The sequence below is a fragment of the Nocardia sp. JCM 38205 genome (assembly GCF_058222935.1).
Genome location: NZ_JBYHFL010000001.1, coordinates 501,692 through 516,551 on the forward strand (window position 1 = coordinate 501,692; position 14,860 = coordinate 516,551).

The window sequence follows — 14,860 nt, forward strand, 5'->3', positions numbered from 1 at the left end:
CTTTGCAGATACGCGGAGCGCATCGCGGCGCGGAGGTTCGCATCCCCAGACCGACGCGATGTTCCGCTTTTCAGCTTTTCTCGAGCAACTTTCCGGTAACAGTAGTGCCCTGTATGCCCGATTGCTAAACCTCGAGTGAGATCGCTCACCGAACTGGTCGGTCGGGACGCTCCAGCCGGAAGAAGTTGCTGGGGCTGCCGTCGGGGCGTCGTTCCTGGTAGCGGAAGCACAGCTGACGTGCGTCGAAGGTGGCGAACCAGTCGTCCCAGTCGACGGGCAGCAATCCCGCGCCGCCGTAGCGCGGGAAGTCGAACCGCAACACTTCGACGCGTCCGTTGTAGTCGCTGCCGGGCATGGTGGCCGGGTTGGCGCCGCGCCTCTCGGCCCAGCGACGGATGACGTCGTGGTTTGTGGTGACCATGGTCTGTCCCGGACCGGCCGATGGGCCACCGTTCATGACGAACCTCCTCGCGGTAGGTGCGTGCGTAGCGGTCACCGATGAGCGAACCGTCGAGACGATCGCACCGGCTCGCCGACTTGATACCCGGGCCCGTTCGGCGACAAACCACCGGACAGGCAGCTGTCCGCCGATGCCCTGGTGGCGGGCGTCTCGATTGTTTCGGCGAACCCGGGGTACTCGGCCAGTGTCACCATCCGGACACTCACCCCGGATCATCGACCGGAAGGAGAACGCGATGGCAGCCGGGCCCGACGATTCGACCAGGGGTTTCCACCGGGACTCCCCGCACGTTCCCGAACATCATTTCCCGGACGACACCCGAACCACCCGCGCGCATGCGGGCGAGGCGATGGAGGACGTGCGCAACTGGCCGGGCATCGTGATGTGCGCGCTCGGGTTGGTGGCCGTCGCGCTGACCTTGACCGCGGCGGGCTACGGCTATGAGGGCTGGGCGATCGTCGGCGGTATCGCCGCGGCCGTCCTGCTGATCGGCGGTGTGGCCGTTATCGCGCTCGAACATCGCCGGGTGAAGGCGATGCACGGGCACAAGCTCACCGACCAGCAGGGTCACTGACCGTTTGCCGCCGTGCGCCGGGCCGGCTCAGGTGGGTCCAGGACCACCCACCGGTACCAGCGCCACGGTGATGTTGTCGCCGCCGCCGCACGCCACCGCGTAATCGGCCAGATCCCTGGCCGCGAGGGCGGGCGGCTTCGCCGTGGCTATCGCGGCCAGCGCGACGGGATCGGGCAGATAGTTCCACAGTCCGTCGCTGCACAGCAGCAGCACGCCGGGGCCGGCGCACCGGAAGCTCTGCACGCTGCGGGTCGACCACGGTTGCTGGTCGTAGTCGGCGCCGAGCCAGCGCAGCAAGGTATGCGCGCGCGGGTCGTTCATGGCGGCGGCTTCGTCCATGGCACCGGCGTCGACGAGGGCCTGGGCCCAGGAGTCGTCGAAGGTGAGCCGCCGGGAGGCGGGTTCGGCGTCGTGGTCGGTGTCACCGGGGACCAGCCAGTAGGCGCGGCTGTCGCCGACGTTGGCGACGGTGATCGTGGCGTTGCCTGCGCCGTCGTCGTGCACGATGGCGCCGACGTAGGTGCACGAGGGTGAGTCGCCGTCGATCGCGGCGATAGCGCGGACCGCGGCCACGGCGGCGGCCAGGCCCGCGGTGGCCGCTTCGTCGTCGGGTCTGCCCTCGGCCAGCGCGGCCAGGCAGGCGTCGACGCCGGTGCGTGCGGCGGTGCCGGACGCGGCTTGCGGATTCGGTGACGACGACACGCCATCACACACCACGGCCACCGTGGCGGGCGCACGGCCGGGCGCGGGCACCCCTACGCCCGCGGCCACCGCGTCCTCGTTACGTGCGTGTGCCACACCGCGATCGGTCACCAGCGCGACGGCGCCGAGGTCGGCCTCGAACCGGTCCGGCGGGCCGGGCACATGGGCGCGACCGGGATGGGCCGGTCGCGGGTCCGGCTCGGCCGCGGCCTCCGCGTGCGGTAAGGCGACGCGCCGCACCTGCTCCGCACCTCCGCCCGCCTCGGGGGTCTGCGCGGGCGCGGGGATCGGGGTGGTCAGAAACTCCGAGCTGCCCAGGCCCGCACCGGCTTCCGGGCTCACCTGCGCACCGCCGCGCGCGCCGCGCCACCGGCACGTCGTCCACGCAGTGGTAAACCCCTGCTGTCCCTGCGGCTGTTCACCGATTCCCCAGGCTGCACCGCGCCCCCCTTCTGATCATGGTTGTCGATCGACGATAGTACGGGAGCGGTGACCGGGTGTGCCCACAGATCGCCACGATGGGTCCGCGCGGTATTCCGGGCGGATCAGCCGCGCTCGCGCACGGCTGTGACGGCTTTGCGCGCTGCCACCAGTACCGGGTCCCAGACCGGCGAGAACGGCGGCGCGTATCCGAGATCCAGCGCCGTCATCTGCTCGACGGTCAGCCCGGCCGTGAGCGCGACCGCGGCGATATCGACGCGTTTGCCCGCACCCTCCCGGCCGACGATCTGCACACCGAGCAGCCGGCCGGTGCGGCGTTCGGCAAGCATCTTCACCGTCATCGGTTCGGCACCGGGGAAATAGCCGGAGCGGCTGGTCGATTCGATGGTGACGCTCACGTATTGCAGGCCGATGGCGCGAGCGTCCTTCTCCCGCAGTCCGGTGCGCGCCACCTCGAGATCGCAGACCTTGCTCACCGCGGTGCCGACCACGCCGGGGAAGGTCGCGTAGCCGCCGCCGATATTGGCGCCGATGATCTGGCCGTGTTTGTTGGCGTGGGTGCCGAGGGCGATGTGCCGGTCGACGCCGGAGACCAGGTCGAGCACCTCGACGCAGTCGCCGCCGGCCCAGATGTCGTCACGGCCGCGCACCCGCATGGACAGATCGGTCAGCAGGCCGCCGTGTTCGCCCAGCGGCAGTCCCGCGGCCTCGGCGAGGGTGGTCTCCGGCCGCACGCCGATGCCGAGAACCACCACGTCGGCGGGATATTCGGCCTGTGCGGTGACGACCGAGCGCGCGCGGCCTGCGGCATCGGTGCCGATGGCGGTGACCTCGGCGTTGCCGACGACCTTGACGCCCATGCCGCCCATCGCGGTGCGCACCAGCGCGCCCATGTCCGGATCCAGCGTCGACATCGGCTCGGGACCGCGGTTGATCAGGGTGACCTCGAAGCCGCGGTTGATCAGCGCCTCGGCCATCTCGACCCCGATGTAGCCGGCGCCGACCACGACCGCGCGCCTGCTCTCGGCGCGTTCGAGGGTATCGATGAGCGCCTGGCCGTCGTCGAGGGTCTGCACGCCGTGCACGCCCTCGGCGTCGATGCCCGGTAGCGGCGGGCGAATGGGGCGGGCGCCGGTGGCGAGGACGAGTTTGTCGTAGTCGGTCCAGGATTCGGCGCCCGAATCCAGCTCACGTGCGCGCACCCGGCGCCGATCGATATCGATGTCGACCACCTCGGTGCGCATGCGCAGATCGATATCGCGGGCCCGATGCTCCTGCGGCGTGCGCGCGATCAACGCATCGCGATCGGTGACATGGCCGCCCACCCAGTACGGAATGCCGCAGGCGGAGTAGGAGGCGAAATGCCCGCGCTCGAACACGACGATCGACAACTCGCCGGGCCCGCGCATCCGGCGCGCCTGCGAGGCGGCCGACATGCCCGCCGCGTCACCGCCGATGATCACCAGTCGCTCGCTCATACGGCCACGCTACCGAGCGGGCGCTGCCGTCGACGGCATTCGGCGTGCCACCGGTGGATGGTGCGCGCGCACGACGGCGCCGGCCGCCTCCCGCAGGACGCGACCGGCGCCGGATATCGAATCAGGCCGTGCGCGTACCGATCAGCGGCAGCCGTTCGGCGGCCTTGCCGAGCACACCGCGCGGGCTGGACGACCGCAGACCGGTCACCGTACCGCCCGAGGCGTCGGTGAATTCGAGCGCGTCGTCCTCGACGGGGCTGTTCCGCAGGTAGGCGCGGTCGCGGTAGTAGTTGTTGATCACCTTCCACGGCCCGCGCGCACCCTGGCGCGGCATGACGCCGTCGCCGCGCTGGATGTAGCCCGAGGTCAGGGCGCCGCCCATGAGCGAATCAGTGGACCGATCGGCCTCGTCGGCGCGCGGAACGACCTGGGTGAAGCCCTTGTCGCGCATGTAGTTCAGCAGCTTGCAGAAGTACTCGGCGGCGAGATCGGCCTTCAGCGTCCAGGAGGCGTTGGTGTAACCGAGCACGACCATCGCGTTGGGCACGCCCTCGAGCAGGGCACCCTTGTAGAGCACGCGATCCCGGGTGGCCACCGGTTCGCCGTCGACCTCGAGGGCCGCGCCGCCGAGCATCTGCACGTTGAGGCCGGTGGCGCTGATGATGATGTCGGCGGGCAGCTCCTCGCCCGAGGAGAGTTTGATGCCGGTCTCGGTGAAGGTCTCGATGGTGTCGGTGACGATCGAGGCCTCACCCGACTTCAGCACCTTGAACAGGTCGCCGTTGGGCACCACGCACAGCCGCTGATCCCACGGGTTGTACTTCGGCGTGAAGTGGCGCATGTCGACATTCGGGCCGACCGCGAGACGCACCGCCGACAGCAGCAGTTTGCGGGCCACGTCGGGCTGCTTGCGCGACAGCTCGTAGGTGGCGCGCTGCAGGGCGATGTTGCGGGCGCGGCCCAGCTTGTAGGTCAGCGCGGCGGGAATGCGGGCGGCGTTGAATCCGACCGAGACCGGGTCGTCGCTGGGGATGGCCGCGATGTAGGTGGGCGAGCGCTGGAGCATCGTGACGTGCTCGGCATCGGGTGCCATGGCCGGGATCAGCGTGATCGCGGTGGCGCCGGAGCCGATGACGACCACGCGCTTGCCCGTGTAGTCCAGGTCCTCGGGCCAGTGCTGCGGGTGCACCAGCCGGCCGCCGAAGCGTTCCTGACCGGGGAAGGTGGGCTGGTAGCCCTTGTCGTAGTCGTAGTAGCCGGTGCAGCCGATGAGGAAATTGCTGGTGTGGATCTCGGTCTCGCCGGTTTCCTCGTTGAGCGCTTCGACCGTCCACTGGCCGGCCTCGCTGGACCAGCTCGCCTTCACCATCTTGCGGCCGAAGCGGATGTGCTCGGTGACGCCGTATTCGGCGGCGGTCTCCTCGACGTAGCGGCGGATGCTCGGGCCGTCGGCCAGCACCTTGGTCCCGGTCCAGGGCCGGAAGCCGTAGCCGAAGGTGAACATGTCCGAATCGGAGCGGATGCCCGGGTAGCGGAACAGATCCCAGGTGCCGCCGATGGCGGTGCGCCGCTCCAGGATGGCGAAGCTGCGTCCGGTCTGCTCCTTGGCCAGATGGCAGGCCGCGCCGATTCCGGACAGGCCAGCGCCGATGATCAATACGTCGACATGCCGCGTCATGAGTTCCTCGTCTGGTCGCACCCGGACGCCTTCGTCCGAGTTCCATCTGACTTTACACTTAGTCAGATGCCTGGAATCATGACAGAATGTCGGCCGTGAGTCCAGCACGCGTCTACGGGGGCCTGACCGCCGAGCAGCGACACGATCAACGTCGCGCCCGGTTGATCGAGGCCGCCACCCTACTGCTGGGCACCCGCGGCGCCGCCGAGACCACGGTCACGGCCGTCTGCGCGGAGGCCAAGCTGACCTCGCGGTACTTCTATCAGCACTTCAGCGACCGCGACGCGCTGCTGCGCGCGGTGGCGGTGGAGTTGGAATCCATCCTGCGCCGCGAGGTGGAACTGGCCGCACCCGCCGATGGGGCCGCACCGGATGAAGTGGCCAGGGCGACGGTCGGTGCGTTCGTCCGGATGATCGCCGACGATCCGGTGATGGCGCGGATCCTGTTCATCGAATCCGCGGCCGAACCGGTCATGCGCGAGCTGCGCAGCGAGATCATGACCCGGTTCACCGACTTGGTGCTCGCCCATGCCCGGCGCTACCTGCATCTGGCCGAATCCACCATCGCGGTGGCCCATCTGGGATCGACGCTGGCCGTCGGTGGCCTGTTCGAGGTGCTGCGGCGCTGGCTGGACGGCGAACTGGACTTCGATGCCGAGCAGATCATCGAGCACAGTGCGGGCCTGTTCGGGTTCCTGGCCGCCTATGTGAGCGTCGTGCAGCCGGATTAAAACCGCGCTGGTTGCAACCCGTGACGCGGCGCTGCCCGCATTCGACGATGAGCGGATGAGCCTGTCGTTTCATTGGTTCCTGCCCACCTACGGCGACTCCCGCGGTCTCATCGCGGGCGGTCACGGTACCGCCATGTCCGGTGACCGGCCGGCCAGCCTGCGCTATCTGAATCAGATCGGCGCCGCCGCCGAGGACAACGGCTTCGAAGCTGTGCTGACCCCGACCGGCGCGTGGTGCGAGGACGCCTGGCTGACGACCGCCATGCTGGTCGAGACCACCGAGACCTTGAAGTTCCTGGTCGCGTTCCGGCCCGGGTTGATCAGCCCCACCCTGGCCGCGCAGATGGCGGGCACTTTCCAGCGCCATTCGCGTGGACGGCTGCTGCTGAACGTGGTGACCGGCGGCGAACCGCATGAGCAGCAGGCCTACGGCGATTTCCTCGACAAGACCCAGCGCTATGCCCGCACCGGCGAATTCCTCGATGTCGTCCGGCAATTGTGGACCTCGGCCGAGCCGGTGAGCTTCGACGGCGAGCACATCCAGGTGCGCGAAGCGCTGCTCAACAATCGTCCCGACCCGGTGCCGCCGATCTTCTTCGGCGGCTCCTCCGCACCGGCGGGCCCGGTGGCCGCCCGGTATGCCGACACCTATCTCACCTGGGGTGAGCCGCTGCTGGCGGTGAGCCGCAAGCTCGAGTGGATCCGCGGGCTGGCCGCCGAGCGGGGACGCAGGCTCGATTTCGGGCTGCGCATCCACGTCATCACCCGCGATACGTCCGAGGAAGCCTGGGCCGAGGCCGATCGGCTGCTCGCCGGTATCGATCCGGCCGACGTCGAACGGGTGCAGGCCAATCTCGCGCGCAGTGAGTCCGAGGGGCAGCGGCGGATGCTCGAACTGCACGGCGGGCGCACCGACCGGCTCGAGATCGCGCCCAATCTCTGGGCCGGTGTCGGACTGGTGCGCGGCGGTGCGGGCACCGCACTGGTCGGCTCCCACGCCGAAGTGGCCGAGCGGATCGCCGAATACGCCAGGCTCGGCATCGACCACTTCATCCTGTCCGGCTATCCGCATCTGGAAGAGGCGTACTGGTTCGGCGAAGGGGTGCTGCCGATCCTGGAACGCAAGGGGCTGTGGCGGCATCCGAACCGGCGCGAATTCGCGTCCACCGGGACACCTTTCGCGGCCTCGGCCAGTAGCTGAGGGGCCGGGAACGGCGGTCGGTGCAGATGTGCACCGACTGCCGTCTCGTATCGACGGCCGGTTGATCCGCACCGCGGGGAGACCGAATCCGGCGAAATGCCACCACGATCCCCGGCGACCTCACCCCATTTCACCAGGGGGGACAGCGATTTCGCGGGTGCGTCCACCCCCCGATTCCGGCAGCACACGCAACGACGCACCGTGTGCACGCGGGTCGGCGCAGCCGGCTGCCACTGCTCATTTCCCACCCACGGTAACGCCGCAGCAACCGTCCTAGCATGAGCCAGCTCCACGGCGCTTGACAGGACATGAACTTGAGCAGTAGCACCCCGACCAGCCCGCATCCACGAACACGTCGCCGCTCGGCTGGATCGTCGCGCACCCTCGCCACGCTGTTGACCACGGCGGTCGAGCGAGACCCCGACGGCATCGCCGTGGTGAGCGGAGACGTCGCTCTTCGCTACCGCGACGTGGACGAACAATCCACCCGGCTGGCTCGCATGCTGTTGTCCCGGGGAGCCGGCCCGGAGTCGACGGTCGCGATAGTTCTGTCGCGCTCGGTCGAGTCGATCATCGCGGTGTGGGCCGTGGCCAAGACCGGCGCCGCCTTCGTGCCGGTCGACGCGAGCTACCCCGCCCATCGCATCGACTATCTCCTCGACGACTGCGGCGCCGTCCTGGGAATCACCGATCGTTCGGCGCACGACCAACTCCCGGCCGATATCGCCTGGGTGGTCCTCGACGACGCCTCGGCAATGGCCGAGATCGCGGCCCAGTCCACCGCCGCTGTGTCCTATCAGGACCGGCCCACTCGCCTCGGCGCCGCCAATATCGCGTATGTCATCTACACCTCCGGATCCACCGGGCAACCCAAGGGCGTCGAGGTCTCCCACAGCGGGCTCGCCGAGCTGTGCGCGGAGCTCACCCAGCGGTACCGCGTCACCGCCGACGCTCGCACACTGCACTTCGCCTCGCCGAGCTTCGACGCCTCCATCCTCGAGCTCCTGCTCGCTGTGGGATCGAGTGCCACCATGGTGATCGCGTCCCCGTCGATCATCGGCGGCAACGAACTGGCAAGCCTCATCGCTACGACCGGCGTCACGCACGCGTTCCTGACGCCCTCCGTCCTGGCCTCCCTCGATCCCGCGGGGCTGGATTCGCTGCGGGTCGTCGTCGTAGGCGGTGAGCCGTGCCCGGCAGGTCTGGTCCGCGAGTGGGCGGATGCGGGCCGGCAGTTCTACAACGCGTACGGCCCCACCGAGACCACGGTCGTCGCGACCATGAGCGATCCGCTGCTCCCTGGCCGACCCGTGAGCATCGGCTCGGCGATCGGCCGCACCCGCTGCTATGCCCTGGACTCACGACTACGACTGGTGGGCGAAGGCCAGATCGGCGAGCTGTACGTCTCCGGTCCGTCGGTCGCGCGCGGCTACCACGAGCGCCGCGGTCTGACGGCGCAGCGATTCGTCCCGGATCCCTACGGCGCGCCGGGCGAACGGATGTACCGCACCGGTGATCTCGTGCGACGAACAGCCGGGAGCGAATTCGAGTATCTCGGCCGGGTCGACGACCAGATCCAGGTACGCGGCGCACGCATCGAGTTGGGTGAGATCGACGCGACGCTGACCCGGCTGGACGGAGTCCGGACCGCGGTGACCGTCGATTTCCGCTCGGCGTCCGGTGAGACGATCCTGGCGGCGTTCGTGCAGCCGGAACCTGGCCGTACGCTCGAGGCGGCACAATTGTCGGATGCCTTGACCGAGCTGTTGCCGCGGCATCTGTTGCCGAACGCGATCCACCTGGTCGACACGATTCCGACGACGCCTTCCGGCAAGGCCGACCGAGCGGCATTGCGCGCGGACGCGACTGCCGCCTCCGGCTATCGCGCTCCTTCCGGTGTGGGCGAGGATCTGGTGGCCGACGCCTTCGCCAGGGTGCTCGGCCGGCGCATCGGAGCCGAAACGGACTTCTTCACCGCCGGCGGCAATTCGCTGCTGGCCACCCAGGTCACCGCGGTGCTGACCGATATCTGGGGTACCAGGATTCCGCCGCGGCTGCTGTTCGACCACCCGACGGTGGCGAGCTTGGCGAAAGCGTTGCGCACCCAGGTGTTCGACGTGTCTCGTCCACCGTTGCGCGCCGCGGCCCGCCCGCAGCGCGTGCCGCTGTCGCCGGCGCAAGTGCGGTTCTGGCTGCGCAACCAGTTCGACACCGACTCGGCGGTCGACAATCTGGGCTTCGCCCTCGCCCTCTCCGGCGAGCTGGATGTCTCGGCGTTGCGGGCGGCATTCGCCGATGTCCTGGCCCGCCACGAATCGCTGCGGACCAGGTATCCCGCCGACGCGGCGGGACCGTTCCAGCAGGTGCTCGACCCGGGTGCGGCCGAAATCGGTCTTCCGGTCACCGCCGTCGCGGCCGCCGCGTCATCGGCAGAGGTCTCCGAACGAGTCCACCAATTGCTGTGGCGCGGCTTCGATGTCGCCGCCGAGGTGCCGGTTCGGGTCGCATTGCTGCGCGCCGACGACGGATACATCCTCGTGTGCGCCATGCACCACATTTGCGCCGACGGATCGTCGTTGGCGCCGCTCGCGCGCGACATCACCGCGGCCTACGCCGCACGCTGCGCGGGCACGGCTCCGGCGTGGCGCCCACTGCCGGTCCAGTACGCCGATTACGCGTTGTGGCATCAGGATCTGCTCGGCGGACGGGACGATCCCGATTCACTGCTGGCACGGCAACTGTCGTACTGGACAGCGGAGCTCGACGGCCTGCCCGAGGGCCTCGATCTTCCGATGGACCGTCCACGACCGGCGGTGGCGTCACTGAAAGGTTCGGCTGTGCAGCGCATCGCCGACGCCGAACTGCACCGCGGCTTGGTCACCGTCGCGCGCAAGCATCGCGCGACCGTCTTCATGGTGATGCGCACCGCCCTGGCGGTGATGCTGGCACGGCTGTCCGGGTCGACCGATATCGCGATCGGCGTGCCGATGACCAACCGCGGCGAGTCCGCGCTCGATGACGTGGTGGGGATGTTCGTCAATACCACCGTCTCGCGTACCCGCATCGATCCCGGCGAACGATTCACGGCATTGCTGGACCGCACCCGTGAACGCGACCTGGTCAACTTCGCGCATTCGGATGTGCCGTTCGAACAGGTCGTCGACGCCGTCGGCCCCAACCGGTCGCCCGGTCGCCATCCCCTCTATCAAGTGGGATTCGCCTTCCAGAACTTCGCCGAAGCCGAACTCGAGCTGTCGGAGGTCCAGTTCTCCGCTTTCGAGGTGGATACGCGAACGTCGAAAACAGATTTGCACATCGCAGTGGTCGACACCCGGGCGGACGACGGAAGCCCCGGCCCCATCGCGGTTCGCTTCACCTATGCGACAGATCTCTTCGACGAGTCGACCGTTCGACGGTTCCTCGACACCTACCTGCATCTGCTGCAGCAGATCGCCGACCGTCCAGGGACGCCGGTGAGCGAGCTCGACATCATCGGCCCCGCCGACCGGCTTTCCCTGCGCGAGTGGTCCTCCGGCGACGCGCGCCGGGTCGGCGCGCACCGACTGACGGCTCCCATCTGGCAACGGGCGCGGCAGACACCGGATGCCGTGGCCGTGATCTGCGGTACGGAATCGGTGACCTACCAGCAGCTCCACGACCGGACGCACCGGCTGGCGCGCTGGTTGATCGGCCATTGTGTCGGGCCGGAGGACATCGTCGCCGTCGCGATGCGCCGCTCGATCGACCAGGTGGTGGCGTTCTGCGCGATCGTCGAGGCGGGCGCGGCCTGGGTACCGATCGACCCCGGACATCCGGCCGAGCGGATCGGGCATGTGCTCGAATCCGCGTCACCGCGTTGCGTGTTGACCACCTCTGCCGACGGCTTCGCCGCACCGGACGGTGTGGCCGCGCACGCCGTCGACGGGCTGGAGTTGTCGTCGCTGAGCGCGGCCCCGATCTCCGATGCCGAGCGCGTGGCCGGCACGCACGGTGAGCAACCCGCGTACGTCATCTACACCTCCGGCTCCACCGGCCGCCCCAAGGGCGTGGTCATCAGCCACACGGCCATCGTCAATCAGCTCGCGTGGATGACCGATCGGTACCGCATCGACCGCACCGACAGTTATCTTCAGAAGACTCCCGCGACGTTCGACGTGTCGTTGTGGGGGTATTTTCTGCCGCTGTGGGCGGGCGCCGAGCTCGTGCTCGCTGGGCCCGAGGACCATCGCGACCCGGCGGCGCTGTGCCGTCTGATCGCGCGGCATCGCTGCACGCTCACCGACTTCGTCCCGTCCATGCTGACGGTGTTCGCAGCGCACGCCGAGCCGGCCGACCTCGCCACACTTCGCGCGGTGTTCGTCATCGGCGAAGCCTTGCCCCCGGAAACCGCACGCTCCTTCGCCGCCCGCTGCCACGCCGAACTGCACAACCTGTACGGGCCGACGGAAGCGGCGGTCAGCATCACCGAACATCAGCTCACCTCGGCCGACCTGGTGGGCGCGCAGGTTCCGATCGGTGTTCCGCAGTGGAACAGTCACGTCCTCGTGCTCGATGGGCGGCTTCGGCCGGTGCCGGTCGGTGTGACGGGTGAGCTCTACTTGGCCGGTGGACAACTCGCCCGCGGGTATCACGCGGCCGCTCAGCTCACCGCCGGCCGATTCGTCGCGCACCCGCTCGGCGAACCCGGTGCGCGCATGTACCGGACCGGGGATCTGGTGCGCTGGAACGCGGGCGGACGGCTGGAGTACCTCGGCCGCACCGACTTCCAGGTCAAGCTGCGCGGCCAGCGCATCGAGCTGGGTGAGATCGAAACGGCGTTGCTCGCCGAGCCCGCGGTAGCACAAGCCGTCGTCACCATGCGCCCCTCCGACGCAGGTGATCGTCTCGTCGCCTACGTCGTCGCCGCGGCCGGCACCGCCATCGACCCCGGTTCGTTGCGCAGCCGGGTGGCGCAACGGCTGCCGATGTATATGGTTCCCGCCGCGATCACGGTGCTCGATGCGTTGCCGACGAATTCCAGCGGCAAACTCGATCGTGCGGCGCTGCCCGAGCCGGTGCTCGCCGTGACCACCTACGCCCGGCCACGGACACCGCTCGAAGAGCAGATCGCTGAGGTTTTCCGGGAGGTGCTCGGCCTCGATGCGCTCGGCGTGGACGACGATTTCTACGAACTCGGTGGCTCATCGCTGCTGGCATTCACTCTGCACCAACGGTTGTCGGCCCGCATCGATCGCAGAGTTCCGATGTCGGCGCTGCTGTCCACCCCGACGGTCGGCGGCCTCGCCGCGCTGCTGGAAGGAAACGCCGAGCCCACACCGATACCCACGCCCACCGTGGACGCCGTCCTCGACGACGATATCGATGCGGCCGGCCGCAGTTCGGTGCGTCCGGGCCCGGTCCGCACCATCCTCGTGACGGGCGCGACCGGCTATCTGGGTGCGCATCTGTTGCGGGAACTGCTCGACCGCACCGAAGCCACCGTCCGCTGCCTGGTTCGCGCACGTGACCGCGACGATGCCGCGGCCAGGATCAGATCGGCGCTACAGCGCTACCGGCTGTGGGAGCACGCCTTCGCCGATCGCATCGTCGCGGTGCCCGGCGATCTCGCCGCCCCGATGCTCGGCCTCACCGAGGCCGAGTTCGACCGGCTCGCCGCGGACGTGGACGTGATCTACCACAACGGTGCGCGGGTCAACCACGTCGAACCGTACAGCCGGCTGCGCGCGGCGAATGTGGAAGGTACCCGGTGGATATTGCGCCTGGCCACCACCGGACGGGTGAAGCCGACGCACTTCGTGTCGACCATCGGCACCGCGGTCTCGGCGACCGCTCCGAGCGATGTCATCGACGAGACGATCCGCCTGCGCGCAGGCGAACTGCCCGACAGCGGCTATATCGCTTCGAAATGGGCTGCCGAGGAACTGGTTCGGCAGGCGATCGCCCGCGGCGTCCCCGCGACCATCTTCCGCCCGAGCACCGTGTGCGGTTCGGCAGCCCATGGCATCAACAACGAATCGGACTCGCTGTGGAGCCTGGTACGCGCGGCGGCGGTGTTGGGCATGGCACCCGAGGTCGCGGATGCGACGGTCTCGCTGGTCCCAGTGGACTATGTGGTCGGCGCTATCGTCGCGATCTCGCTGGATGCTCCCTCCCGGCACGTCTATCACCTGGTGAACAAGACGCCGGTGGCCCTCGCCGACATCTTCGGCAGTCTGCGTGATCACGGGGTGCCGATCTCGACCACGGACCTGTCGACCGTGCTCGACGCTCTGGAACGCGAATCGGCGCTGCGCGCAGCCGCCGGGGACGAATCCCTGGTCCGTGCGGCACTGCTGCGATCCAGCGGGCTCGGCCCGACCCGGCACCTCGATTACGGCGATCAGCACACTGTCGCGGCGTTGGCGCGCACCGGGATCAGGTGCACGACGGTCGATCGGTCGGTGATCGACACGTTCGTCGAGACGTTCATGGCTACCGGCTACCTGCCTGATCGCGTCGAGACGCCGGTTTGAGGTGCACGGTGACGAACTCGCGGGTTTACCGGCTTCGGTCGCCGTGACGGGGCCCGCCACCTGAGCTCACCTGCGCGAACGGTGATCTCGCGGTCCCGACACCGCCAGATTTTGGCAGTCGATGCATGCTTGCACAGCCTGCACGAGGGGATCGGAGATGGGCACTGGCACGCGGTGCATCCGCGGTTCCACGTGAATCACCACTCCCCCAAGCGGTTTCGCTGCTGCATGGATCGGGTCCGTCCGGCAGCGCCGGATGGGCCCGAACCGCGCGATCGCTTCTGGTCCTCCACCGACATCCCTGCGTGGGGTTCCAACGATCGACTACCAGGGCAGTGGTCCCTCGCGGTCGAAGTACCCGCCGGTCGGACCGTCCGGGCCGAGGGTGGCCAGCCGGACGATGGCGTCGGTGCCCTCGGTGACGGTCTGGTGCCCGCTGTTGCCGTTCAGGTCGGTGGCGGTGTAGCCGGGGTCAGCGGCGTTCACCTGGATGCCGGGCAGGGCTCGGGCGTACTGGGAGGTGATCATGTTGAGGGCGGTTTTGGAGGCCGTGTAACCGAGTCCGGGCATGGTCGATTCCAGCCGGGCCGGGTCGGAGGTGATGGCCAGCGAGCCCATGCCACTGGACACCATGACGATGCGCGGCTGGGCCGAGGCACGCAGCAGCGGCAGGAACGCATGGGTGACCTCGATCGGCCCGAAGACATTGGTCTCGAAGACCTCTCGCACATCGGCGGCGACGGTGTCGGCGGGGCCGACCCACGGTCCGCCGATACCGGCATTGTTGATCAGCACATCCAAGTGCGGGGTCTGCTCGGCGACCGACTTCGCCGCCGCGGCGATCGATGCGGCGGAGGTGACATCCAGCGGCACGAAGCAGACATCGTGGCCCGCCGCGGTGAATTCGGCTGCGGCGGCCTGTCCGCGTTCGGTGTCACGGGCGCCGAGGAACACTCGCCACCCCAGTTCGGCCAGCCGCCGTACGGTTTCGCGGCCCAGCCCCTTGTTCGCCCCGGTGACCAGGGCTGTTGTCTTCGTCGTCGCGTTCATGCCTCCAGCGTGATTCGCGGCCAGCGTCGCGGG

At 68.8% G+C, this 14,860-nt stretch carries 9 protein-coding genes; 4 read left to right on the forward strand and 5 right to left on the reverse strand.

Features of this window, described 5'->3' with window-relative positions:
* Positions 1–145 precede the first annotated feature (145 nt).
* Positions 146–457 (reverse strand): hypothetical protein, encoded by a 312-nt coding sequence (locus tag AC4HOU_RS02355; RefSeq protein ID WP_014351414.1) that lies wholly within the window; start codon positions 455–457, stop codon positions 146–148.
* A 238-nt stretch (positions 458–695) separates the two neighbouring features.
* Here AC4HOU_RS02355 and AC4HOU_RS02360 point away from each other — a divergent pair, with 238 nt between their 5' ends.
* Positions 696–1,034 carry a hypothetical protein gene (locus AC4HOU_RS02360; RefSeq protein WP_014351415.1) on the forward strand — a complete coding sequence of 113 codons (339 nt, stop codon included), beginning with the start codon at positions 696–698 and terminating at the stop codon, positions 1,032–1,034.
* Positions 1,035–1,061: 27 nt separating this feature from the next.
* Here the strand turns inward: AC4HOU_RS02360 and AC4HOU_RS02365 are convergent, their stop codons facing one another.
* The 3 genes from AC4HOU_RS02365 to AC4HOU_RS02375 all read right to left on the reverse strand — a co-directional run bounded on the left by AC4HOU_RS02365 (position 1,062) and on the right by AC4HOU_RS02375 (position 5,333).
* On the reverse strand, positions 1,062–2,078 hold the full coding sequence (locus AC4HOU_RS02365; protein WP_194991440.1) for a PP2C family protein-serine/threonine phosphatase: 1,017 nt from the start codon (positions 2,076–2,078) through the stop codon (positions 1,062–1,064).
* Between the two features lie 203 nt (positions 2,079–2,281).
* Positions 2,282–3,655 (reverse strand): FAD-dependent oxidoreductase, encoded by a 1,374-nt coding sequence (locus tag AC4HOU_RS02370; protein WP_163810824.1) that lies wholly within the window; start codon positions 3,653–3,655, stop codon positions 2,282–2,284.
* 121 nt (positions 3,656–3,776) lie between these two features.
* Positions 3,777–5,333, reverse strand: coding sequence for a flavin-containing monooxygenase (locus AC4HOU_RS02375; protein ID WP_195019517.1), 1,557 nt, complete (start codon positions 5,331–5,333; stop codon positions 3,777–3,779).
* Between the two features lie 95 nt (positions 5,334–5,428).
* Here AC4HOU_RS02375 and AC4HOU_RS02380 point away from each other — a divergent pair, with 95 nt between their 5' ends.
* From AC4HOU_RS02380 to AC4HOU_RS02390, 3 genes are all read left to right on the forward strand, one after another.
* Positions 5,429–6,064, forward strand: a complete 636-nt coding sequence (locus tag AC4HOU_RS02380; protein WP_375139367.1) for a TetR/AcrR family transcriptional regulator — start codon at positions 5,429–5,431, stop codon at positions 6,062–6,064.
* 55 nt (positions 6,065–6,119) lie between these two features.
* Positions 6,120–7,265, forward strand: a complete 1,146-nt coding sequence (locus AC4HOU_RS02385; protein ID WP_195019518.1) for an LLM class flavin-dependent oxidoreductase — start codon at positions 6,120–6,122, stop codon at positions 7,263–7,265.
* A gap of 314 nt (positions 7,266–7,579) precedes the next feature.
* Entirely contained in the window at positions 7,580–13,777 is a 6,198-nt protein-coding gene (locus AC4HOU_RS02390) for a non-ribosomal peptide synthetase (protein WP_195019519.1), read from the forward strand.
* Between the two features lie 324 nt (positions 13,778–14,101).
* Here AC4HOU_RS02390 and AC4HOU_RS02395 read toward each other — a convergent pair whose 3' ends face one another.
* Complete coding sequence (locus tag AC4HOU_RS02395) at positions 14,102–14,827, reverse strand: SDR family NAD(P)-dependent oxidoreductase (protein ID WP_195019520.1); 726 nt, start codon at positions 14,825–14,827, stop codon at positions 14,102–14,104.
* Positions 14,828–14,860 lie beyond the last annotated feature (33 nt).

What these genes read in the sequence shown, in the direction of transcription:
- AC4HOU_RS02370 (WP_163810824.1), bottom strand. Translation starts at nt 3,655, where the DNA reads ATGAGCGAGCGACTGGTGATCATCGGCGGTGACGCGGCGGGCATGTCG.
- AC4HOU_RS02360 (WP_014351415.1), top strand. Translation starts at nt 696, where the DNA reads ATGGCAGCCGGGCCCGACGATTCGACCAGGGGTTTCCACCGGGACTCC.
- AC4HOU_RS02375 (WP_195019517.1), bottom strand. Translation starts at nt 5,333, where the DNA reads ATGACGCGGCATGTCGACGTATTGATCATCGGCGCTGGCCTGTCCGGA.
- AC4HOU_RS02355 (WP_014351414.1), bottom strand. Translation starts at nt 457, where the DNA reads ATGAACGGTGGCCCATCGGCCGGTCCGGGACAGACCATGGTCACCACA.
- AC4HOU_RS02395 (WP_195019520.1), bottom strand. Translation starts at nt 14,827, where the DNA reads ATGAACGCGACGACGAAGACAACAGCCCTGGTCACCGGGGCGAACAAG.
- AC4HOU_RS02385 (WP_195019518.1), top strand. Translation starts at nt 6,120, where the DNA reads ATGAGCCTGTCGTTTCATTGGTTCCTGCCCACCTACGGCGACTCCCGC.